Source organism: Ruegeria sp. CL3, assembly GCF_056536505.1.
In genome coordinates this window covers 42,654-66,243 of the sequence record NZ_JBQFPT010000017.1, presented here as the reverse complement: position 1 = coordinate 66,243, position 23,590 = coordinate 42,654, and the positions used below count along the sequence as shown (strand labels likewise).

20 protein-coding genes and 1 tRNA gene are annotated in these 23,590 nt (G+C 59.8%); 12 read left to right on the top strand and 9 right to left on the bottom strand.

Annotation, left to right across the window (positions count from 1 at the left end; genetic code table 11):
- Positions 1-95: 95 nt before the first annotated feature.
- The 10 genes from ACR0NO_RS20755 (at position 96) to speB (ending at position 11,139) form a co-directional block, all read left to right on the top strand.
- A complete protein-coding gene (locus ACR0NO_RS20755; protein ID WP_480725414.1) occupies positions 96-1,367 on the top strand; it encodes an imelysin family protein in 1,272 nt (423 codons plus the stop codon).
- A gap of 125 nt (positions 1,368-1,492) precedes the next feature.
- Entirely contained in the window at positions 1,493-1,786 is a 294-nt protein-coding gene (locus ACR0NO_RS20750; RefSeq protein WP_170468500.1) for a (2Fe-2S)-binding protein, read from the top strand.
- Positions 1,734-2,219 carry a bacterioferritin gene (bfr, locus tag ACR0NO_RS20745; protein ID WP_170556457.1) on the top strand — a complete coding sequence of 162 codons (486 nt, stop codon included), beginning with the start codon at positions 1,734-1,736 and terminating at the stop codon, positions 2,217-2,219. Before ACR0NO_RS20750 ends, bfr begins: the two co-directional genes overlap by 53 nt.
- Complete coding sequence (locus tag ACR0NO_RS20740) at positions 2,179-3,726, top strand: di-heme oxidoreductase family protein (RefSeq protein ID WP_480725398.1); 1,548 nt, start codon at positions 2,179-2,181, stop codon at positions 3,724-3,726. Before bfr ends, ACR0NO_RS20740 begins: the two co-directional genes overlap by 41 nt.
- Positions 3,727-3,729: 3 nt before the next feature.
- Positions 3,730-4,740, top strand: a complete 1,011-nt coding sequence (locus ACR0NO_RS20735) for an imelysin family protein (RefSeq protein WP_480725396.1) — start codon at positions 3,730-3,732, stop codon at positions 4,738-4,740.
- Positions 4,741-4,743: 3 nt separating this feature from the next.
- Positions 4,744-5,829, top strand: coding sequence for a DUF1513 domain-containing protein (locus ACR0NO_RS20730; RefSeq protein WP_480725395.1), 1,086 nt, complete (start codon positions 4,744-4,746; stop codon positions 5,827-5,829).
- Between the two features lie 101 nt (positions 5,830-5,930).
- Positions 5,931-7,820, top strand: a complete 1,890-nt coding sequence (gene speA, locus ACR0NO_RS20725; RefSeq protein ID WP_480725393.1) for a biosynthetic arginine decarboxylase — start codon at positions 5,931-5,933, stop codon at positions 7,818-7,820.
- 14 nt (positions 7,821-7,834) lie between these two features.
- Positions 7,835-9,046, top strand: coding sequence for a saccharopine dehydrogenase family protein (locus tag ACR0NO_RS20720; protein WP_480725392.1), 1,212 nt, complete (start codon positions 7,835-7,837; stop codon positions 9,044-9,046).
- An 84-nt stretch (positions 9,047-9,130) separates the two neighbouring features.
- Positions 9,131-10,300 (top strand): carboxynorspermidine decarboxylase, encoded by a 1,170-nt coding sequence (gene nspC, locus ACR0NO_RS20715; protein WP_480725390.1) that lies wholly within the window; start codon positions 9,131-9,133, stop codon positions 10,298-10,300.
- The gene (gene speB / locus ACR0NO_RS20710; RefSeq protein WP_170556450.1) at positions 10,297-11,139 is read left to right on the top strand and encodes an agmatinase; all 843 of its coding nucleotides are present in this window, start codon (positions 10,297-10,299) and stop codon (positions 11,137-11,139) included. Before nspC ends, speB begins: the two co-directional genes overlap by 4 nt.
- Here speB and ACR0NO_RS20705 read toward each other — a convergent pair.
- Positions 11,136-11,726, bottom strand: a complete 591-nt coding sequence (locus tag ACR0NO_RS20705; protein WP_480725389.1) for an HD domain-containing protein — start codon at positions 11,724-11,726, stop codon at positions 11,136-11,138. The genes speB and ACR0NO_RS20705 overlap by 4 nt on opposite strands.
- A gap of 97 nt (positions 11,727-11,823) precedes the next feature.
- Here ACR0NO_RS20705 and ACR0NO_RS20700 point away from each other — a divergent pair, with 97 nt between their 5' ends.
- The gene (locus ACR0NO_RS20700) at positions 11,824-12,657 is read left to right on the top strand and encodes a LysR family transcriptional regulator (protein WP_480725387.1); all 834 of its coding nucleotides are present in this window, start codon (positions 11,824-11,826) and stop codon (positions 12,655-12,657) included.
- On the opposite strand, the gene lptF is transcribed toward ACR0NO_RS20700, so the two are convergent.
- The 3 genes from lptF to ACR0NO_RS20685 all read right to left on the bottom strand — a co-directional run bounded on the left by lptF (position 12,654) and on the right by ACR0NO_RS20685 (position 15,542).
- Entirely contained in the window at positions 12,654-13,778 is a 1,125-nt protein-coding gene (lptF, locus tag ACR0NO_RS20695; protein WP_480725385.1) for an LPS export ABC transporter permease LptF, read from the bottom strand. The two genes, ACR0NO_RS20700 and lptF, sit on opposite strands and share 4 nt — an antisense overlap.
- A gap of 98 nt (positions 13,779-13,876) precedes the next feature.
- Positions 13,877-14,647, bottom strand: a complete 771-nt coding sequence (locus ACR0NO_RS20690; protein WP_480725384.1) for an FkbM family methyltransferase — start codon at positions 14,645-14,647, stop codon at positions 13,877-13,879.
- Between the two features lie 819 nt (positions 14,648-15,466).
- Positions 15,467-15,542 (bottom strand) — tRNA-Trp (locus ACR0NO_RS20685).
- A gap of 142 nt (positions 15,543-15,684) precedes the next feature.
- On the opposite strand from ACR0NO_RS20685, the gene ACR0NO_RS20680 reads away from it, so the two are divergent.
- A complete protein-coding gene (locus ACR0NO_RS20680; RefSeq protein ID WP_170556445.1) occupies positions 15,685-16,392 on the top strand; it encodes a DUF374 domain-containing protein in 708 nt (235 codons plus the stop codon).
- On the opposite strand, the gene ACR0NO_RS20675 is transcribed toward ACR0NO_RS20680, so the two are convergent.
- The 5 genes from ACR0NO_RS20675 to ACR0NO_RS20655 form a co-directional block, all read right to left on the bottom strand.
- On the bottom strand, positions 16,389-16,634 hold the full coding sequence (locus ACR0NO_RS20675; protein WP_480725382.1) for a MoaD/ThiS family protein: 246 nt from the start codon (positions 16,632-16,634) through the stop codon (positions 16,389-16,391). The genes ACR0NO_RS20680 and ACR0NO_RS20675 overlap by 4 nt on opposite strands.
- Positions 16,627-18,882 (bottom strand): xanthine dehydrogenase family protein molybdopterin-binding subunit, encoded by a 2,256-nt coding sequence (locus ACR0NO_RS20670; protein ID WP_480725380.1) that lies wholly within the window; start codon positions 18,880-18,882, stop codon positions 16,627-16,629. Before ACR0NO_RS20670 ends, ACR0NO_RS20675 begins: the two co-directional genes overlap by 8 nt.
- Positions 18,882-19,361 carry a (2Fe-2S)-binding protein gene (locus ACR0NO_RS20665; protein WP_170484530.1) on the bottom strand — a complete coding sequence of 160 codons (480 nt, stop codon included), beginning with the start codon at positions 19,359-19,361 and terminating at the stop codon, positions 18,882-18,884. Before ACR0NO_RS20665 ends, ACR0NO_RS20670 begins: the two co-directional genes overlap by 1 nt.
- Positions 19,358-20,224, bottom strand: a complete 867-nt coding sequence (locus tag ACR0NO_RS20660; protein WP_480725379.1) for an FAD binding domain-containing protein — start codon at positions 20,222-20,224, stop codon at positions 19,358-19,360. The genes ACR0NO_RS20665 and ACR0NO_RS20660 overlap by 4 nt, the downstream gene beginning before the upstream one ends.
- Before the next feature lie 128 nt (positions 20,225-20,352).
- Entirely contained in the window at positions 20,353-23,565 is a 3,213-nt protein-coding gene (locus tag ACR0NO_RS20655) for a reductive dehalogenase (RefSeq protein ID WP_480725377.1), read from the bottom strand.
- Positions 23,566-23,590 lie beyond the last annotated feature (25 nt).

The window sequence follows — 23,590 nt, the reverse complement described above, 5'->3', positions numbered from 1 at the left end:
ACATTGTCGACTATTTCACTCAGCTATACGCATGCAAGTGCAGCCCCTTTTGGACGCACCTGAACGAGATTTCTGACATGAAAGACCTGAACCCAATGACGAAATTCTTTGCTGCCGCCAGCGCTCTGACCCTATGCGTGGCCACCGCCGCATCGGCCGGTGACGCCCCTGCAAAAGCGGACGTGCTGGACACTTACGCCGATATTGCAGAAGCCAAATATGATGACAGCCTGATCGCCGCCAAAGCGCTGCAAAACGCCGTCAACGCACTGATCGCCGACCCGTCGGACGCCACGCTGAATGCCGCCCGCGCGGCCTGGATTGCCGCCCGCGTCCCCTATCAGCAGACCGAAGTTTACCGCTTTGGCAACGCCATCGTCGATGATTGGGAAGGCAAAGTAAATGCTTGGCCGCTGGACGAAGGCCTCATCGACTATGTCGACGCCTCCTACGGCGGCGCCACAGATGAGAACGAATTCGCCGTTCTCAACGTCATCGCAAACCCGAACTTCGAACTTTCGGGAACCGCGATCGACGCGACCGATATCACCCCAGAACTGCTGGCAGACACCCTGCACGAAGCCGACGGGATCGAGGCTAACGTCGCCACCGGCTACCACGCCATCGAATTTCTGCTGTGGGGTCAGGACCTGAACGGCCACGGCGCAGGCGCAGGCAACCGCCCGGCAAGCGACTATGCCAAAGGCGACGACTGCTCCAACGGCAACTGCGACCGCCGCGCGCAATACCTGAGCGCTGCAACTGACCTGCTGGTCAGCGATCTGGAATGGATGACCGCACAATGGGCCGAAGGTGGCGATGCACGCGCCGCCCTGACCGAGAACGAATCCGCCGGCATCAGCGCCATTCTGACCGGCATGGGCTCACTGTCCTACGGTGAACAGGCTGGTGAGCGTATGCGCCTGGGCCTGATGCTGAACGACCCCGAGGAAGAGCATGATTGCTTTGCCGACAACACCCACAACAGCCACTACTACGATGGCCTTGGCATCCAGAACGTCTATCTGGGCAGCTATACCCGTATCGACGGCACCCCGATCTCGGGCGCGTCGCTGTCGGATCTGGTGATCGCCACTGACCCGGCGCTGGACACCGAGATGAAGGCAAAACTGTCGACCACAATGCAAGCTCTGGGCCAGATCAAATCGACCGCCGAGGCCGGTTTCGCCTATGACCAGATGCTGGAACGCGGCAATGCCGGTGGCGAGGCCCTGATCATGGGCGGCGTCAACGGTCTGGTCGACCAGACCAAGACCATCGAGCGTATCGTATCGACTCTCGACCTCGATGGCATCGAGTTCGAAGGATCGGACAGCTTGGACAACCCTGACGCGGTTTTCCACTAGACGCATTAAGGGGCCGGAGGCGTCGGCAAAACGACGCCTCCGGCAACCTGGCCACCACAAGGTGACTGGACTTGAAGGCATTACCTTACTAAATAAGTAAGAAAATCAACGAGCCTCGATTCGCCATGATCGTCTGCCACTGCACAAACATCTCCGACCACGACATCCGGGCCGCTATCGACTGGATGCGGACCTCTGACCCGCAAGCAATCATTACCCCGGGCAAGATCTACCACGCGCTCGGGAAATCTGCCGACTGTGGCGGGTGCATGCCGCTTTTCCTAGACACGATGCGAACCGACGATAATCTGGAAGTACCCATGCAGCTGCGTGCGTTACGCACCGGCCTATCACAGGAGAAGGCAGATGAAGGGCGATCCCAAGGTCATAGAGTATCTCAACAAATCCCTGCGGCATGAGCTGACAGCCGTCAGCCAGTATTGGCTGCACTACCGGCTTCAGGAGGACTGGGGCCTGGCCCATATGGCCAAGAAAAGCCGCGAAGAAAGCATCGAAGAGATGGGTCATGCGGACAAGCTGATCGAACGGATCATCTTTCTGGAAGGCCACCCGAACCTGCAAAAGCTCGACCCTCTGCGGATCGGGCAGAACCCCAAGGAAACGCTGGAATGCGATCTGGCCGCCGAACACGACGCCCGCACATTGTACGTCGAAGCGCGGGAATATTGCCGCGAGGCGGGCGACTATGTCTCTATGTCGCTGTTTGAGGAATTGATCAGCGATGAAGAAGGTCATATCGACTTCCTCGAAACGCAACTCGATCTGTACGAACGGATTGGCGACGCCAATTATGCGCAACTCAACGCCGCGAAAATGGACGCCGAAGAATAGTATTCTCGCCCTCTTGGTGGTCGCAACTGCGGCCGCCCCTTCCCTGTCAGCCGAGCTGCGGGACCTTCACCTCAACATCACCCCACGTACCGAAGACGAACGCGCCCGCATTGCCGGTGTCACTGCACCGCCGCAGGATTTTAGCGCGCCGCAAAGGTTCGAAGAGTTGCCTGCCGGGACCGCAACCGTGCGTGTGCGTAACAACGCGGATGCGTTTTCGCAACCGTCAAAGAATCTGAGCTTTGAACAAGAGCTGGACTTCAAGGTCGGCAACGGATTGTTCAAGAAGATCTGGGTCTCGTCGCCGTCCTCGACCCTCGCATCTGATGGTCTTGGACCGCTCTACAATGCTCGGTCATGCCAGCGCTGTCACATCAAGGATGGGCGCGGGCATACACCGAACGGGCCGGATGACAACGCTATCTCGATGTTCCTGCGCGTGTCCATTCCCGGCAGCCCTCAGGACGCGCCGGAGGGGATCGAAGACTACCTCTCCACTCTGCCCGAGCCCAACTACGGCGGCCAGATGCAGGATTTCGCGCTGGCCGGTCATCCGGCGGAATACCGGTTGGAGATCACCTACGAAGAGATCCCCGTTGCGCTGTCAGAGGGCGAAACCGCCTCGCTCCGCCGTCCCACCTACACGGCTGCCGATCTGGGATACGGCGCGCTACACCCCGACGCCATGCTCAGCCCGCGCGTTGCGCCGCAGATGATTGGCCTCGGTCTGCTTGAAGCGATCCCAGTCGAGGACCTGCTGGCCAAAGCCGACCCGGACGATACGGATGGCGATGGCATCTCGGGCCGGGCTAACATCGTATGGTCGGTCGAATACGACTCCCCAATGATGGGCCGTTTTGGCCATAAGGCCGGCATGCCCACGGTCATGGAGCAATCGGCGGCGGCTTTTGCAGGTGATATCGGCATCTCGACCCCGCTGTTTCCCGCCCCTTACGGAGATTGCACCGATGCGCAGGACAATTGCGTAGAAGCCCCGCATGGCGACGGCGATGTGCGCGTTTTCGAGGTTGATCAGGTCGGCATGGACCTCGTGGCCTTTTACAGCCGCAATCTGGGCGTCCCCGACCGCCGGGATGCGGATGACCCGCAAGTTCTGCGCGGGAAAGAGGTGTTCCACACTACAGGCTGCGCCGCCTGCCATACCCCGACCCATGTCACTCATCGCATGGAGGATAGGCCCGAGCATAGTTTTCAGCTGATCTGGCCCTATTCCGATCTGCTGCTGCACGACATGGGCGACGGTCTGGCCGACAACCGCCCCGAAGCCCGCGCCACAGGCCGCGAATGGCGCACGCCGCCCCTCTGGGGGATCGGTCTGACCCAGCGTGTATCCGGCCATACCGAGTTCCTGCATGACGGACGCGCCCGCACCCTGCTGGAGGCTGTGCTCTGGCACGGGGGCGAGGCGCAATCCGCCCGTGACACTGTCGTGACCATGTCCAAAGCCGACCGCGACGCCCTTATCCGTTTCCTCGAAAGTCTTTGACCCATGCGAATAATTGCTTTTGCCATTGCCTTGGTCGCCCCTCTGGCGGCGTCAGCCCAAGACCGTACAGCGATCCTGACAGATGTGCCTGCCGCGCATATTCTGCCCCTCTTTGCTGAATTGGCAGACGCGACCGAGGCTTTATCCGCCGCATCCCAATCCGATTGCGCGCCTCAATCAGAGGCTCTGCGCACGGCCTATGGCACCGCCTTCGACGCGTGGATATCGGCCAGCCATCTGCGCTTTGGCCCCACCGAGGCCGACGACCGCGCCTTTGCCATGGCCTTCTGGCCAGACACGAAAGGGTTCACGCCCAAGGCCCTCTCGCAACATATCGCGGCCGAAGACCCTGCGGTGAATGACACGGCCGCCTATGCCGAAACCTCGGTCGCGGGGCGTGGGTTCTTCGCGCTTGAGCAAATGCTGTACGACCCCAAATTCGCTGATCAGGGCAGTGCCGCATACCGATGCGCTCTGATCCGGGCCATCACGGCCGATATCGACGCAAATGCCGATGCGTTGACTGAAGAGTGGCAAGAATATGCGAAAACCCTCGAACAGCCGGGGGGCGACAGCCCGTACCGCACGCAGGATGAGGCGATGCAAGAGCTGTTCAAAGCGCTCTCAACCGGGTTGCAATTCACCGCCGAGACCCGACTGGGACGGCCGCTCGGAACCTTCGACCGCCCTCGCCCTAACAGGGCCGAAGCCCGCCGCTCGGAACGCGCCTTGCGTCATGTCGAGCTGTCTTTGATTGCCTTGCAGGACCTTGCAGCGCGACTGTCCGCCGACCATCCCGAGATCGCGCAGGATCTGGACGTGGCCTTCAACCGCGCAATCAAAAATGCCCGTTCCATCGACGATCCGGCCTTCGCTGGTGTAGCTGATCCCGCGGGTCGGTTCCGGGTCGAAGCGCTGCAACAGGCCGTGAATGACATCCGCACCATCGCCACGACCGAGCTTGGCCCAACCCTCGGCATCAGCGCCGGGTTCAACTCTCTAGACGGGGATTGAACCATGACTAACCGCCGCCATTTCCTGGCCAGTCTCGCGGCTGCAAGCCTTGCGCCCGCAACGGGGTGGGCCTCGGTCGGGGCACCCGCCTTTCTGGCCGCCGGGCTATTTCCGGATGGCGCGTTCCGTCTGGCCGGTCTGGATGAGGGCGGAGACATCCTGTTCTCGCTGCCTCTGCCCGCAAGGGGCCACGCCGCCGCCGCACACCCCCACAAGGCGCGGGCCGTGGCCTTTGCGCGTCGACCCGGCACGTTTGCGCTGGTTATCGACTGCACCACCGGGCGTGAGCTCGCACGGCTACAGACCCCCGAGGGGCGGCATTTCTACGGTCACGGCACGTTCACAGCGGACGGCACCCAGTTCTTTGCCACCGAAAACGACTATGAGGCGGGCGAAGGCCGTATCAGCCTTTGGGACGCCACCAGTTTTGAACGGCTGGGAGAGGTGTGGTCGGGCGGTGTTGGCCCGCATGACATGCGCCTGATGCCGGATGGCCAAAGCCTTGTGATCGCCAATGGTGGGATCGAAACCCACCCCGAGACCGGGCGGACCAAGCTGAACCTGCCCGTCATGCAGCCGAACCTCACCTATCTGGACCTGTCCGGGAACCTGCTCGAAAGGGTCGAGTTGCCGGGCGACTTGCACAAGAACTCCATCCGCCATCTCAGCGTGCGCAACGACGGGCTGGTCGGGTTCGCGATGCAATGGCAGGGTAGCCAAACCAAGTACCCACCCCTACTGGGCCTGCACCGTCGCGGCGCGCCTCCGAAGCTTCTGTCAGCACCGGAGGACCTGCAAAACACCCTGCAGGGCTATGCTGGCAGCATCGCCTTCTCGGCCAGCGGCACCGAGGTCGCCATAACCTGCCCACGCGGAAACGCGCTGCATCTTTTCGATGTAGCAGGTGGCAGCTTCACAAGAGCTTTCGAACTAGATGATGTCTGCGGTCTGGGCGCAGGTTCGGATGGGCTGGTCTTTACCACCGGTACAGGCACGTTTGGCGCTGTAATCGGGCAGCAGGCACGGGTTCTGGCCCGCCCCGATTGCCAATGGGACAACCACCTGATCCCGATCCGCTCGCACGCGTGACGTTCGGCAATCCCTGTCACATAGTTTACACTTGGACGAATCAAAATGCTGCCGTATTGGCGGGCGCGAAACCGGCACCTCTGAGTTAAGGACTGACTTGATTGAAACACACGCCCGACGCACCGCATACCATCTACGGGGTTGAGAAATGGGGCAAAGGCCTCATCGAGGTGACGGAGCAGGGCGAGATCGGTCTGCGCAATCCGATGTCTCCGGACACAGCGGCGATCAGTCTGCCCGGTATCCTCGGAGATCTGGATGACCGGGGGATCAAGGCACCGATGTTGCTGCGAGTCAGTTCGTATTTGGAACATGAGATCGCGCATCTGAACGAGAGCTTCGCCGACGCCATCGCGCGGGTGGGCTACAAAGGCCCCTATCGCGGCGTGTTTCCGATCAAGGTGAACCAGCAAGCGCAAGTGGTCGACCGCATCGTCGAGTTCGGCAAGAAATACAACTATGGCCTCGAGGCCGGATCAAAGCCCGAACTGGTCGTGGCGCTGGCCCATCGTTTGGCGTCCGAGGCGCTGATCGTCTGCAATGGCGTCAAGGATGCCGAGTTCATCCAACTGGCGATCCTGTCCCGCAAGATCGGCTTCAACACGGTCATCGTGCTGGAAAGCCCGAAAGAGGCGGACACGGTGATCGCGGTCTACAAGGAACTCGGGATCGAACCCCTGATCGGCGTGCGGGTCAAACTGACCAACCAGATCAGCGGCAAGTGGGAAGAAAGCTCGGGCGACCGGTCTGCTTTTGGTATGAACACCGACCAGCTGGTTGCCACCGTGGACAAGCTGAAGGCTGCGGGTCTGCTGCATTGCCTGAAACTGCAGCACTCGCATCTGGGCAGCCAAGTGCAGGACGTGAACGACGTGCGCCGCGCCGTGGGTGAGGCGTGCCGCTACTACACCGAACTCACGCGCGAAGGCGTGCCGCTGACCCATTTGGACCTCGGCGGCGGTATGGGCGTGGATTATACCGGCGAAAAGAAGGCGGCCGAAAATTCGATCAACTACACGGTCGAAGAATACTGCGCCAATGTCGTGGAAACCGTCGCCTATGCGATGGATGAGGCCGAAATCGCCCACCCCACACTGGTCACCGAAAGCGGTCGGGCGGTTGTGGCGACTTCATCTATGTTGGTGTTCAACGTGCTGGAAAGCACGCTGTATGATGCACCCACCCGCCCGGATGTCGAACTTGACGACCACCACCTTGTGTCTGACCTGGCCGCCGTGCATGGATACCTGTCCAGCGACCGGCTGCAGGAATGCTGGAACGATGCCACCTTCTACCGCAACGAGCTGCGCGCGCTGTTCCGCCGTGGATACGTGGACCTGCGCCAGATGGCCCGGGCCGAACGTATCTACCTGTCGCTGATGGCCCGCCTCAAGGCGCTGGCTGCCAGTGATGATCTGGAAACGGATGTGGATGACCAGCTTGAGAAAGTGGCCGATATCTATCACTGCAACTTTTCGCTGTTTCAATCCCTGCCCGATGTCTGGGCCATCGATCAGCTGCACCCGATCGTGCCGTTGCAAGGCCTGAACACTACGCCTGGCCGCCGCGCGGTGCTGTCCGACATCACCTGCGACAGCGACGGCAAGATTGACCGGTTCATTCTGGCCGATGGGGTCTCTCCCAGCCTGCCGGTACATTCTTTGCCGGATGAAGGCGAGTACTTCATGGGCGTCTTCTTCGTCGGAGCCTACCAGGAAACACTGGGCGATCTGCACAACCTGTTCGGAGACACAAATGTCGTCACCATCGACCTGCGGGCAGATGGCGGGTTCGACCTGCTCCATGAACAAGAGGGCGACACGATCAGTCAGGTCCTGTCTTACGTTGAATTCGACCCACAAGACTGTGTCGCCGCCTTCCGCAAAATGGTGGACGAGGCGATCTCGACCGGTACTCTGCAAGCCAAGGACCGCAAAACCCTGATGAGCGCCTACCGCGACTCCATCAACGGCTACACCTATTACGAATAAGAAGGAGACATACCATGGGCAAAACACTGGTTGTCGGCGCGGGCGGCGTATCCCACGCAGCCGTGCATAAGATGGCGATGAACTCGGATATCTTCACCGAGATCACTCTGGCCAGCCGCACGAAATCAAAATGCGACGCCATCGCAACAGCCGTTAAAGACCGCGTCGGTGTGGACATCAAGACAGCCGAACTGGACGCCTACAAGGTCGAAGACACGGTCAAGCTGATCAAAGAAACCGGTGCCGAGATTCTGGTGAATCTCGCACTGCCCTATCAGGACCTCGTGTTGATGGACGCATGCCTTGAAGCCGGTATCCACTACCTCGACACTGCTAACTATGAACCAGAGGACGAAGCCAAGTTCGAATACCACTGGCAATGGGCCTATCAGGAGCGGTTCAAAGAAGCCGGCCTGACCGCGATCCTCGGCTCGGGCTTCGATCCGGGCGTGACATCCGTCTTCGCGAAATGGCTGAAGAAGCACAAGCTGGACACCATTCGACAGATCGACGTGCTGGACGCCAATGGTGGTAGCAACGATCAGGAATTCGCCACCAACTTCAACCCCGAGATCAACCTGCGCGAAGTGCTGTCCGAAGTGCGCCACTGGGAAGGCGGCGAGTGGAAACACTCCCCCGCCATGACCCACAAGGTCGAGTTCGACTTCCCCGCCATCGGCCCCAAAAACATGTACCTGATGTATCACGAGGAACTGGAATCGCTCTCGACCCATTTCCCCGAGATCGAGCGCGCCCGCTTCTGGATGACCTTCGGCGACGCCTATATCACCCACGCCAAAGTGTTGGAAAACGTCGGCATGACCCGCATCGACCCGGTGATGCATGATGGCAAGGAAATCATCCCGATCCAGTTCCTGAAAACCCTGCTGCCCGATCCCGGCGATCTGGGTGCGGAAACCAAAGGCAAGGCCTGCATCGGCGACATCGCCTCGGGTCAGGCCAAGGACGGCTCGGGCGAGAAAACCTACTACATCTACAATATCTGCGACCACGAAGAATGCTACGCCGAGGTCGGTTCCCAGGCCGTCAGCTACACCACCGGCGTCCCTGCGATGATCGGCGCAGCACAGGTTCTGAAAGGCAACTGGCGTGAACCCGGCGTCTGGAACATGGAACAGCTCAACCCGGACGACTTCATGGACATGCTGAACACCCAAGGCCTCCCATGGCAGGTCCACGAACTCGACGGCCCGGTCGAATTCTAGATCCGGAACTTCATCTGGCTAAAAATATCCCGGGGGGTCCGGGGGGCTGGCCCCCCGGCCTCTCCACAATCGGAGACGCCCGACATGTCCGACATGATGACAACCCAAGCCGGTGACGCCGGCGCCTTCCGCAATTTCGACCTTGCCCGCGTCCCCACACCCTGCTTTGTGGTCGACGAAAAAGCGGTCGAGCGCAACCTGACCATCCTCTCCGATGTCGGCACCCGCTCGGGCGCACATGTCCTCAGCGCGCTCAAGGCATTTTCGATGTTCTCACTTGCCCCGCTGGTGCGCCAACACCTCGGCGGCACCTGTGCCTCCGGCATCTTTGAGGCCCGTCTAGGCCGCGAGGAATATGGCGGCGAAGTCGCAACCTTCTGCGCCGGATACAAAGATGCGGATATCGAAGAAATCCTGTCGCTGTCAGACCACATCATCTTCAACTCGCCCGCTCAAAAAGACCGATTTCTCGCCAAAGCCCAAGCGGCCAATGTGCAGATCGGCCTGCGCATTAACCCCGAACATTCCGAAGGCGAGATTGCCAAATACGACCCCTGCGCGCCCTGTTCACGCCTCGGGACACCCGTCAGCCAATTGAATGAAGACACTCTGTTCGGAGTATACGGCCTGCACATGCACACGCTCTGCGAACAGGGTTTCGATCCCCTTCAACGCACTTGGGAAGCGGTCGAACCCAAGCTTAAACCTTTCCTCGGTCAGCTCAAATGGCTGAACTTCGGCGGCGGCCACCATATTACTCGTGACGACTACGATCGTGACGGGCTGGTGGATTTCATCAAATCCATCCGCGCGACATACGATGTCGACATCTACCTCGAACCCGGCGAGGCCGTCGCGCTAGACGCGGGCATTCTGGTCGGAGAAATTCTCGACCTGCCCACCAATGGCATGACCCTTGCGATCACCGATATCTCGGCCACCTGCCACATGCCCGACGTAATCGAGGCCCCCTATCGCCCCGCTCTGATGGGCGAGGCTGAGGCGGGCCATACCTACCGTCTGGGCGGGCCTTCATGCCTAGCAGGCGACGTGATCGGCGACTACACATGGGACAAACCGCTGGAGATTGGGCAACGCTTTGCCTTCCTCGATCAAGCGCATTACTCGATGGTCAAGACCAACACGTTCAACGGTGTTCCCCTGCCGACCATCGCCCTGTGGAACAGCGAAACGGACGAGCTGAAGATCATCAAGCAGTTCGGCTATGACGACTTTAAGGACCGCCTCTCATGAGCATTTTCCTGGACAGTGAACTGACCGCCGCTGAGCGTTCGGAAGACGCGCGCTTTCGCGTGATCCCGGTACCGCTGGAACGCACGGTTTCTTATGGGTCCGGCACCGCCAAGGGCCCAGAGGCCATTATCGAGGCCAGCAATGAGCTGGAGCGCATCACCGGCCATGCAGAACCCTGCGTCGAGGGTATCTTTACCGAGGCTCCGCTGGATTGTGACGGCCCCCTGCCCGAGGTCATGGAACGCCTCGCCCATCGGACCGAAGCCGCCATTTGTGCGGGCAAGGTGCCCGTGACCTTGGGCGGAGAACATTCACTCAGCTACGGTGCGGTGATGGGTGTGGCGCGGGCGCTGAACCAGCCCATCGGCATCGTCCAGATCGATGCCCATGCCGACCTGCGCAACGGGTATCAGGGCGAGAAACACTCCCACGCCTCGGTCATGCACCTGCTGGCTGAAGAGGGTATCCGTCTGGCCCAGTTCGGGGTCCGCGCGTTCTCGACCGAGGAAGCCAAGAGCCGTCTAAAAAACCATATCTTCCACGTCGACGCCGAGGAACTGGTCACCGGCAACATCGACGCCGTCGACCTGCCCGAGGACTTCCCCGAGCTGGTCTATGTCAGCTTTGACGTGGACGGTCTGGACCCGTCCCAAATGCCCGCTACAGGAACACCCGTACCAGGCGGTTTAGGATACTATCAGGCGCTGCGGCTGGTCGAACATGCCCTCAAAGGCCGCAAATGCGTGGGCTTCGACGTAGTCGAGCTGGCCCCCGACGGCAATGCCGCCTGGGACTTCACCGCCGCGCAGATCGTCTATCGCCTGATGGCGGCCTGCTAACTCTCGGACGTTTCGTTCAGCTCCATATGCCCTTCGCCCTTGTTCAACACGCGGCGCAACATGGGCTCGAAAAACTCCAGCGGTTTGGTCGGGTAGTTCGGGTCAAACGCCTTCTGATCGTATTCATGGCAGAAATAGCGGCAGTCCTCCCAATAGGGGCTGTCGCGATACTTGTCGCGCGCGTTGCGGTCTCCGCCAAGATGATGGTTGTAGTAATAGCCCTGAAAAACACAGTGACGCTTGAGAATCCAATGGGTTTTCTCGCTGACATAGGGCTTCATCATCGCCGCTGACAGCTCACCATGGTTGTAGGGCGACAGGATATCGCCAGTGTCATGGATCAGCGCGGCGACCACAAGTTCCTCATCCGCGCCATCCTCATAGGCCCGCGTCGCGGCCTGCAAAGAGTGTTGGTAGCGGTTCACAGGATACGGCGTCCATTCCTCATCCAACGAACGAATCGCGTCCAGGATCCGGTCTGGCAAAGCGGCATTATAGGCCTCTTCATAGTCCATAACGGCGTCCCAGTCGGCCTTTGTGGCCTCTTCAAAACTGGTCCAGGTCGGCTTGTGGCTTTTGTCCAGCATAGCATGTCCTTTGTCCTAATCGGGAACAGGATATCTCGACTTACCTACTGAAAAAAATGAATTGATTTTATCAAAACGATCAAAAAATACTGCCGCTATGCAGATCAAAGCTTTTGAAACGTTTCTATGCGTTGCTGAGACCGGAGGGTTTCACGCAGCAGCACGCAAGCTGAATGTGACCCAAACGGCTGTCAGCGCGCGCATAAGGCAGATCGAGGACGCCACCGGAAAGCCTCTTTTCACGCGCGGCGCCGGAGGCACGGCACTCACGGATTTCGGGCGCCAATTTCGCCCTTACGCCGAGCAGATGCTCTCACTCTGGTCCTATGCTTCGACTGATTTGCCCACGCAAAACCAGAATCGCCCGGCACTGAGGCTGGGGGCGCAGCTCAGCGTTTGGGACCCCTTGCTGGTCGATCTCGCCATACGTTTCGAACAGCATCTTGGCCAATTGCTGCTGACGCTGAACTACGATCATGATCTGGATATGGTGGACGCGGTCGCAACACATGTGCTGGACGCCGCGCTGACCCATGAAAAGCCTTCAGACAGGCGGGTGATGTTTGAAACCCTTCCACCAGAGCGGTTGATTCTGGTCGAAACCGCGGATGCTTTGGTCGACAACTCGGTATTCGTCAATCTCGAACTTGGCGCCGCTTATCAGGACCATGTGCGGACTACGGCCCGCAAGGCAGAGGGGCAGACGGTCTTTCTGGGTAATTGCATGATGGCCCTGCGCTATGTCCTCAAACGAGGGGGACGTGGGTTTTTTCCCGCCTATTTGGCCGCAGAGCATATTCGCTCTGGCGCGCTGGTGCGGGTTGAGCCGAGTCCAGACCTAATGTTGCCGCTTTATCTCACAACCCGCCCCGACAGCTCTGCGTTCGAGGATATTCTAGACTGCCTGCAGGTTCTGCGAGACCCTGCCTAAACAGCGACCTCAGCCCCGGAACGGCGCCAGATTGGGCGTCCCGCAACCGCCAGGAACAGGCACGAGATCAGGATACCAACGACCGCCGGTGCATAGAGAACGACCCAAAGACCCGGCTCATCTATCACGACCGGAGAGACAAACCCCCGAACGCCTTCCAGCAGAACCAGAATGGTAAACGCCCCCAGAATCTGCGGCCACAACCCAAACCGCGAGAAACTGCCCAACATCAGGGTGGCATATCCGACCAGCCCGACTGCCACGCAAATCGCGATCCACGAGAATCGCTGGTGCAACTCATCCGTCAGTTCACCTGGGCTGAAGCCTTCGGCGCTGGCGATAGCCTCGCGGTCCCGGATCAATTCCATTGTGGGGATCGCTTCAAGGCTACGGGTAGTCATACCGCCGGTACTGGTCAGCGCCGAGATATCGTAAGAGGCGTCCTGAAACAGGGTCGATGACAGGGTGCGCCCGTCCTTGTCCAGACGCAGCGCCACCCCATCCAGCATGACAAGGTTGATGCCGACCGCATTGTTCACCAGATACGCCGTTGAACTTGAATAGCTGACAGAATTCGCTGGGTCTCGCCGGTCTGAGACAAAGACCTCGTGCAAAGTCCCGTCCAGATCAATCCGACCGATATAGACCGTGACACCGTCGGCGGGATGCAGAAACTCACCTTCGTTCAGCAATTGGGCGGTGACATCACCCGCAACCTCGGCCTGCCGGATCTCGAGCTGTTCGACCGAGGCGGGGCGCAGGAAAACGCTGATCGCCGCCATCATCATCCCTGTGACAAGACCGAACAGCACCACAGCCCGCGCGAGGCGCCAAGGGCTAGAGCCGGTCGCCAGCATGACCGTCATCTCACTTTCCCGGCTGAGGCGGTTCGTGGCGTAAACGGCCGCAGCGAACACAGCCATCGGCATCACTGTCCGGATCAGGGTCGGAAGCGTCAGAGCGGTGAATTCGAGGAAAACAACCGCCGACTGGCCGCCACTGATAACACGGTCAAACAGGCTGACGGACCGCGTGATCCAGAAAACACCGACCAGAACCAGAGTGAAAAAGCCAAACAGCACCAGCAACTGCCGCAGGAAATATCCATCGAAACGCGACATGTATCCTCATTCCCGGTGTCTGCGATTTGCGGGGACTTTAGGCTATCCCGCAGGCAGAGGAAAGACAGTCGCCGCCCTGCTTTGAGATCGGGTGGGTTTCAGATAACTAACAGATCGACCTGATGTTCGATCTCCGCAAACTCGTCCCGCGATACAGAGTGAAAGCCCCCAGCATGACGATATACGCCCCAATAGTTGTCAAACAGCAGGTCACACAGCTCTTGCTGGGTACTGTGCTCTCCGTCTGGCGTGTATTCCAGAAATATGGGTGGCCTATGGTCTGCGATGAGTTGCTTCATCCCCTTCAGGGCGGATAGCTCATGGCCCTCAACATCCATCCAAACCAGCCCAATTTGATCAGCCTGAAGGGCGCCCGACTGCACCAGATCGTCAATCCGGATGATCTCGACTGAAAAACTCTCTCGGGTTTTGCCGCTTGTGCGTTTGGCCCCCAGACGTGAGCCACCTCGGTTGAACAGATCTCGGGTAAATTCCGCCGTTCCACTCGTGTTCGAGGCCGCGACACCCAAAATCTCCACTTTGTCTGTCAGCCCATTCAACGCAAGATTGTGACGTAGCAGGTTCATATTGTCCGGGTCTGGCTCGATCGCAACGACGGCGTCACACTGGAGGTCGAGGAAAAAGTAGACGGTTTGGGTGCCGATATTGGCCCCAACCTCTAGAACGGACATGCCGGGCTTATAGGCATTGTTCTGTTCAAGAAACGTCCGCAAATCCGTGACTGAGCCGCGGGCAAATTCACCGTTCTGGAAAAGTGAACGTCCGATTGCATCCGTTGGAAAGAAGGCAAAGGCATGATCGCCCAAGTCCCGAAACAACAGAGTATCCTTATCAAGCAGCTGATTCATGACCGCGCGCCGGGTTTTGCCGTTGCCAAGAACACGTGAGGCAATCTTTTCGGCAATCAGGCTTCTCAATCCCATTCAACACCTTTGAATACAAATCAAATATTGTCTTCAGTGCATATCGCCACGTTCTCCGCTCAGCAACACAGAGATCGATTTGATACGAAACATGGTGCATTTGCGCCCTATCGGGTTAAGCTTGTTCGACGCGGACCTACATTCGGCAAGTGTCAGTGCCCTCATCGCATGTTTGCGGCTGTTTCATTTCCAACAATGTCGTTTCAAACAGGCTCCGGAATTCGGCCTCTTTCGCCGTGGGTTCGCTTGCTTCTTCATCCACAGCACAGGTCTCTTTTGGTCGAGGCCGCGTCAGTCGTGCCGCGTGCGCGCGAGGGTCGCGAAAGATCGACCAAAAACTCTGTATCAAATTCCTTCCCTCCCTATGAACTGTGCAAGTCTTGTCACTGCGGGGCCGATCCGAACCTCAGTGGTTGGCCGAAGCTCAAGGATCACAGTCCGTGAGTGGCACCCCGCAGCGACGAGGTGCATTTAGGGATTTCATTTTGAGACGTAAGGGGGGAGAAAACGCCGGTTTTCGTCACCTTTGTGCATGCAAAACAAAAAATCAAGCCGAAGCTTACGTTTGCGTCAACTGCGGCGAGGCAGAAGAAATTTCGGGACGCTACGTCAAATCCTGACCCACTGCACAATATGGCCGCCGCTTTAAAGACCCCTGAGGAACATCGAATGGAATTTCGTTCGGCAAGTCTGGGATTCGACGCCGCCGCGAAAGCGAATATTCAAGTTTTAGGAAGTTTTGAATGGCAGGGGCAGCAGGGTTCGAACCCGCGACCTACGGTTTTGGAGACCGTCGCTCTACCAACTGAGCTATACCCCTAGGCTGAGCCTCAGATATGCCAGCCGCGCGGCGGACTCAAGAGGCTTTTTCAGTTTCTCGACCACTTCTCGACAAGACAAACAAGTTGCACGCGGCGTTGAGTTCTATAAGACACGGTTTGGTCAGTATGAGGGACCCATCCGTGAGTATCCGCAAAAAGATCGCCGACAGCGAAGCCGTTTTAAACTGGGCAGCGCGCCGTATTGCGAGCTATATTCGGATGGTCAACCGCAACACCAAATGGCAGCGCATCGGCTATGAAGAACTGGACCAGCTGGCCGAACAGGGCGAACCGGTCATCGTTGTTCTGTGGCATCAGCGACTGGCGCAGTCACCCTATTTCTTCCCTCTGGACAAGGCGCAGATCTGCTCGATCACGTCCTCGGCGCGGGCGGGCAGCATGGTGGGCCGCGTGCAAAAGCTTTTTGGCATGGACACGATCGCCATGGCCAGCAAACACAAAAGCAACGTTGCAGTGTCGCGTGAAGTTCTGGGCAAGATGAAACAGGGGATCTCCATTGGCATCGCTGCCGACGGACCTCGCGGGCCAGAACGGGTGCTGTCGACCGTGCCTCTGGTCTGGGCGCGCACATCAGGCAAACGTGTGTTCGGAATCACCTTCTCGGCCCGTCATGGCAGAGAGGCCGGTACATGGGACCGCTTGTTGATGCCCCGCCCCTGGCGCAACGAAGGTGTATTTTTATGCCGCGAATGGACCGAGACTGTCCCGCGCAAGGCCAGCGAAGAGCAGATTGAAACCCTGCGCCAAAACCTTGAGCAGCACATGAATGACATCACGGCCGAGGCCGACCGGATGGTCGGGCGCGAACCGTGGTCGCCTAAACCTTAACCGCCGCGCAGCCTCTGCATTAGATAGATTTCGCTACCTTCCGGGATTGGTTCCGTCAGGCCCGTTGCAATCACGCGCCCGTCGATCGCGATTGAGACGCCCGCCTCAATAGGGGCCTGCAATTGCGGATGCGCGCGCACCAGGGCGCGCAGCAACTCTCCGGTTGTTTTGGCCTCGACCTCGACGACGGCCAAGCCCCCGGTCAAAGACCGGAGGCCGGACCAGAGGTGAACCTCAACCATTGCCTTTGAGCGCGGCCAGAATGCGCGGAGGCGACATCGGCAGTTGCTTCATCCGCACACCCGCCGCGTTGGAAACCGCGTTGGCGATGGCGGCAAGAGGCGGCACGATGCCGGTTTCCCCCACACCGCGCACCCCAAACGGGTGACCGGGATTGGGCACTTCGACAATCACCGTGTCGATCATCGGCAGGTCGCTGGCAACGGGAATCCGGTAGTCGAGGAAGATCGAGTTCTGCAACCGCCCGTCCTCGCCGTAGATATACTCCTCGTTCAGCGCCCAGCCGATGCCTTGCGCAGCACCGCCCTGGAACTGGCCTTCCACGTACGTCGGGTGGATCGCCTTGCCGGCGTCTTGAATGACCGTGTAGCGGGTCACGCTGGTTTTGCCGGTTTCCGGGTCAACCTCGGCATCGACGATATGAGTACCAAAGGACACACCCGCACCTTCCGGAGTTGCCTCGAAATGGCCCGAGATCGGGCCGCCGGTGCGCCCCATATCTGCCGTGATGTCGGACAGGGCCAGCGGGTCGAAATCGCCTGCATTGGGGCCTGAGGGCACGGCGCAGCCGTCCTCCCACTTCACCGCCTCAACCGGGATACCCCACTTGGCTGCTGCGCGTTCGCACAGTTTCTCAACCGCGTGTTTGGCGGCTTTGATGGTCGCCAGACCCGACGCATAGGTCACGCGCGAGCCGTGGCTGACGTCGTTGTAGCCCAGCGTCGCCGTATCAGCGATGGTGACGCGGATGTTCTCGTATGGGATGCCCAACACCTCGGCCGCCATCAGCGCCATCGACGCGCGAGAACCGCCGATATCCGGCGTTCCCACCATCAGCTGGGCCGAGCCATCTTCGGACAGGGCCAAGGATACAGAGGTCTCACCGCCGTGGTTGAACCAGAACCCGCAGGAAATCCCGCGCCCCTGCCCCGGCTTCAGCGGGGCCGAATAGTGCGGGTGCGCCTTGGCAGCCTCCAGCGTTTCGACCAGACCAATGCGTTCGTAGGTCGGGCCATAGCTGGCCTTGGTCCCTTCATGCGCGGCGTTTTTCAGGCGGACATCAACGGGATCGAGACCCAGCTTATTGCACAGCTCATCAATCACCGACTCGACTGCGAAGGCGCCCATGGGTGCGCCTGGCGCGCGGTAAGCAGCCTGTTTCGGACGGTTCGACATCACATCATAGCCGATCTGCTTGACGTTGGTCAGGTTGTAGGGCGCGAAGGCGCACATGGCGGTCATATCGCCCGGCGCACCGGGGAAGGCCCCGCCCTGCAGGCGGAACACGCCTTGTGCTGCCGAGATGGTCCCGTCCTTCCTCATGCCGATCTTGACGTCCATCGACGCCGAAGCGGTCGGGCCTGTCGCCCGGAACACCTCAGACCGCGTCATAACAATCTTGACCGGACGGTTGGCTTTGCGGCTCAGCGCAAGCGCAACGGGTTCGATGAAGACAGTGGTTTTGCCGCCGAAACCACCACCAATCTCGGACGCGGTGACGCGAAGTTGCGAGGTCTCGATCCCCAGCAGCGCGGCGCAGGTCTTCTGCGCGATCCAGTGGCCTTGCGTAGTGCACCACAGCTCACCCTTGCCGTCATTGCCCAGCATGCCCAGACAGGCGTGCGGTTCGATATAGCCCTGATGGGTCGCTTCGGTAACAAAGCTGTCTTCGATGACCAGATCCGCGTCGGCAAACCCGGCCTCGACATCTCCGTGACCGCTTTCGTGGTAACGTACGACGTTCGGGTGCAGCCCTTCGGGCACCGAATAGTCCGCCGCGCCTTCCCGAATAACAGGCGCATCCGAGGCCATCGCTTTGTCCACGTCGGTCACATGGGGTAGAACTTCGTATTCGACCTCGATCAGTTTGAGTGCATCCCGCGCTGCCAGGGCCGACGTGGCTGCAACCGCAGCAACGGCGTGGCCATCATAGAGCGCCTTTTCGCCCGCCATGACGTTTTCCAGCACGTTCCAGAACTCGCCCTCGAGACCGGGTCTAAACGGGACATCGGCAAAGTCCGCGCGGGTGACGACGGCTTTGACTTCCTTATGCGCCTCGGCCTTCGAGGTGTCGATCTTCACGATCCGCGCGTGTGCATGGGGCGAGCGCAGAACCGCTCCGTGCAACATGCCGGGCGCATAGGCATCAGCCCCGAATTTGGCGCGGCCCGTGACCTTGTCTAACCCGTCAGGGCGATCCGGGCGCGTGCCAACGAAAGTGAATACAGATTTGCGATCGTCGAGTGCCATTACGAAGCCTCCCGCAGCTCTTCCGCCGTTTCCATCACGGCGCGAATGATCTTGTCATAGCCGGTGCAGCGGCAGAGATTGCCTGCCAGCCAGTACCGGGTTTCCTCTTCGGTCGGGCTTGGGTTCTTCTCGAGCAGCGACTTGGCCGCCACCAGAATGCCCGGGGTGCAGATGCCGCACTGAAGCGCCGCGTGTTCGATGAACTTCTTCTGCAGCGGGTGCAGAACGTCGCCATCCGCGATGCCTTCAACGGTTTCGATAGTCTTGCCCTCGGCCTCAACACCCAGCATCAGACAGGAACAGACCAGACGGCCATCGACGGTGACGGAACAAGCGCCGCAATCGCCGGTGCCGCAGCCCTCTTTCGCGCCGGTCAGATTCAGCTTGTCGCGCAGACAGTCCAACAGCGTTTCACGCGGGTCGCAGAGGTATTCGACCGTGTCCCCGTTCACGGTGGTGGATACGTGGAGCTTGCTCATGCGTCTTCTCCCTTCGCGCGGGCATAGGCTATTTTCGCGGCGCGCTTAGCCAGAACACCAGCGACCTCGGTGCGGAATTCGATTGTGCCGCGTTTGTCGTCAATCGGGTTGCAGGCCGCCGAAGCGGACGCGGCCAACGCATCCAACGCGGCGTCATCCAGCGCGCTGCCGATGATAGCTTTGGCACAGTCTTCAACCAGCAAAACGGTCGGGGCGACAGCGCCCAGAGACACGCGTGCCTCGGTGATCATGTCGTCGTCCAGACGCAGGCTGACACCTACGCCGACCACAGCGATGTCCATTTCGGTCCGCGGGATGAAGCGCAGATAGGCGTCGCCGCCATTCTCGCCCCGCGCGGGGATGTTGACGGCCGAAACAACTTCACCCTTCGCCAGCGACGTCTTGCCGGGGCCGGTGGGGATGTCTTCGACCGCCACCTCGCGCGCGCCTTCCGGGCCAGTCACGGTGACCTTTACACCCGCCGCAACCATCGCAGGCACCGAATCCGCCGCCGGAGAGCCGTTGCACAGGTTGCCCGTCAGTGTCGCGCGGCCCTGCACCTGAGTCGATCCGATCAGGTCCATCGCCTCGACCACACCGGGCCAGTCGCGGCCCAGCTGGGGGTGCTCGCTCATTTCAGCGCCGGTGACAGCGACACCAAGTGTCCAGCTGCCATCGGCGTTTTTCGTGATCTGATCCACACCGTTGATTTTCTTGATGTCGATCAGCGTATCGGGCGTCACCAATTCTGAGCGCAACTGCACCAACACATCGGTGCCACCTGCCAGAAACCGTGTCGTGCCCGTCGCGTTTGCAGCCAGAGCCGACGCCTCGGCAAAGCTGGCGGGGCTGTGATAATCCATGAAAATACCTCGCACCTGTCAATCAGGATTCACTGGGTTCAGAGGGGACGTTAGTGCAGCAACCCCCCGGCGTCCATGGCCGGAGCGACCAATTTTTCTACAACTTCATGTCGTTTTTCGACCTCGGGTCAGAGATCGATCTCAATCACGCCATCCGGTTGCGCGGCGCGGCTTTGGCACAAAATGATAGCGCTCTCTCGTTGTTTGTTGGACAGGACAAAATCGCGATGTTCGATTTCACCCGAAACAACACCGCATTTGCAGACGCCGCAGATGCCATCGGCGCATTTAACATCCACGCGAATACCCGCCTCATTCAACACCTGCGCAGCGTCCTTGTCTTCCGGCACGGTCAGTTCCTGGCCGGATTTCGCCAGCTTCACGGTGAATGGGAAGTTTTCATACTCCGGTTGCTCGGGGACCGAGAAATACTCCAGATGCCGCGCTTCGTCCGGGAAACCCTGCCGCTCAGCCGCTTGCATGACACCGTCCATGAAGCGATCGGGTCCGCAGGCATAGACGTGCCAGCCGTCCTGATAGCCTGTGAGGATCGCATTTAGATCGGCCCGCGTGCCTTCATCCGAGAAATGGTAATGCGCTTTTTCTGCCCACGGCGTCGCGGCCAGATCTTCCAGATACCCTGCCCCGGCGCGGGTACTGGCCGAGTAGTGCAACTCGAACGGTTTGCCCAGCGCATGCAGACGGTGTGCAAATGCAATCATCGGAGTGATGCCGATCCCGCCACCCATCAGGAAGGTTTTTGTCGCGGTCTCATCCAGCTCGAAGTGATTGATCGGCTTCGAGATGAAAACCTTGCGGCCTTCGTTGAAGATGCGATGCAGCAGAGCCGAACCACCGCACCCCTCATCCTCACGCAAGACACCTATCTGATAGGTTGCCCGGTCCGAGGGGTCACCGGACATTGAATACTGGCGCAGAAACTCGGGCGCGACCAACACATCCAGATGCGCGCCTGCGGTCCATTCGGGCAAAGGAGAGCCGTCCAGTGTCGAGAATTCGTACTTGGTCACATCAGCCGTCATCTTGTCGACCTTGGTCAATTCGACCCGCATGACCGGCGCATCGCCTGCTATCTCATAGCGATGGACAACCGATATGTCGCCCGCCGCTTTGCGCGCCTTGTATTCCTCGGCGCTGACCATCGCCTCATAGGCGGCAATCCCCGCTTCGCGGTCCATGGCAAAGGGATAGGGCCAGGGATGCGGGGCCAGATAGGCGGGGTAAACAGCCAGCGTCTGATCTTCGTATTTCAGATCCAGATCGGGTTGCAGGTCGCGCCGGTTCAGCGGATGCACAGAGGGGCGGTAGGCACCATCCGACTGCAGCTCGATATCCCACCACCATTTTTTAACGTCATTCAGGCCACCATTGCCCACCGCATCATCCAGTTTCGCCAATGCTGGGGCCGCCTGAGGAATATTCATCGCCGCCCAACGGAAGGGGCGTTCTTTGAAAATCCCCTCAAGGTTCCACGGGCAGGTCTTCATGCAGCGCCCGCACATCGACCCTCCGGGCGTTGTCACGCGATAGGTCGCGCATTTCTGGCTGTCGGATTTCCAGATTTCATAGCCGTTGAACATCAGCTTTGGCCCGGCGGTGATCGCCCCCGAGGGGCATTCGCGGGCACATTTGTTGCAGCTTTCGCAGAAACTCTGCAGGCCGAAATCAATCGGCTTGTCATGCGCCATCGGCATATCAGTTGTCACCGCCCCGGATTTAAGGCGCGGGCCGAGATAAGGGTTCAAGATGACCTCGCCGATCCGGCTGACCTCGCCCAATCCCGATAGCAGCAACAGCGGCGGCTGCAGCACCTCACCATCCATCACAGTATGGGCCTTGGCTTTGTAGCCGAGGTTGCGAATCTGCTGCGCGATCACGCCACCCAGCAGTGAAAACCGCAGATAGGCGCGCATGGATTGTGCAACGCTGATCCAATCGTCACCGCTTGCGCCCTCCATCGTCTCATAGCCCTGGTCGATGATCATGCTGATGGCCTGATCATGGGGCGGAGTGATCTCTTCCCCTGTCGCATCATGGGAATACCACGCCCAGTCCGGGCAACGGCTGAGGCCGACCGCATCAACTCCAAGAAAATAGCTGGCGGCCTTGATATTGGCGGCATTGCGCTCGGCATCGGTCGGGGGCGAGACCTTTGCGCTTTCGCCGTCCTGCAACAGAACAAACGCGCCCAGCGCCCGGCGCTGCGCGAAGCTGGGGGCCGATTTGCGCACGTAATATCCACCCTTGGCCGCGTCCTGCAGGTGTTTGCCCATGTCGCCGAACTGCGCCCGCGCGAACATGTCGGCCCGCTTGGGAACGCGCGCAACGTTGGCTTCATCAATATAAGTGGTGGGCGTCTCGACGCGCTTGAGCCGCTCAAAGGGATGCGCCCCGTCCACGTAGCGACGTTTGGCATAGGCGTCGCGGTTCAGAGCGTTCTTGGCGAATCCAGTGCCCAGCCACCACGCAGGGCCTTGGGTCCGGAACCACGGTTGCTGCGCCATTGGTTGCAGGGGCTGATCGTGGGCAATCTCCATCTCTGTCGTGACAGCGGCCAGACCAAAACGGCGGCCCAGCCATGGTGCGACAAGCGCACCGTCTTCGACAGTGGCCAAACCGGCCGCGACCGCCAGCTTGCCCAGATCCACCTCGGTAGACATCGCCGTATGCGCCCGCGCATCGAACCCCAGCAACCGGATGTAATTGGCAATCACAACGGCATTCTCGGTCGCCAGCAGGCAGGCCCGGTGGTCCTGCGCATCTATGATCCATTCAGACCCCGGCTCGTCCGGGTTCGGATCACGGTTATGTTCATACAGGAATACCAGAACATGACGATGCGAGGCCATCGGACGCGGCGCGGCCTCCATGCTTTCCTTGAGGTCGGCCATGATAACGTCGATCCCCGAGGCCAGCGTTTTGGTCTGGCGGGTTTTCAATGCATGGGCCAGGCGGTCGATATCTGGGTTGCGGCGCGGCTGGTCCAACAGCGCCTCGGGCGGCAGCGGCCCGCATCCCATCATCGAGGCATCGTTGAAATACCCAAAAGCCTTGAGGTGATCTGCCCGTGCCTGCGGGCCCTGCGGGATGTCCGAAGCGACAGGGTTCACCAGCCCATCCCGGATCGTGTCCAGCATAGCCTGAAACTCACCCATCGCGTTCACGATGCTCTCGGGCCGGTCAGGCCGATGAAAGCTAAGCTCTGGCATCGGGGGCAGTTGGGACAGGTCGGGCATCACCTGCTGACGCGCCAGACGCTCCAACGGGTACGACCCCATGTGAACCGGTCGGTTCTTGTCCGAGAAAAAGCGAAGTCCCATATGCGTGCCCCTTGTTTGCGACTGA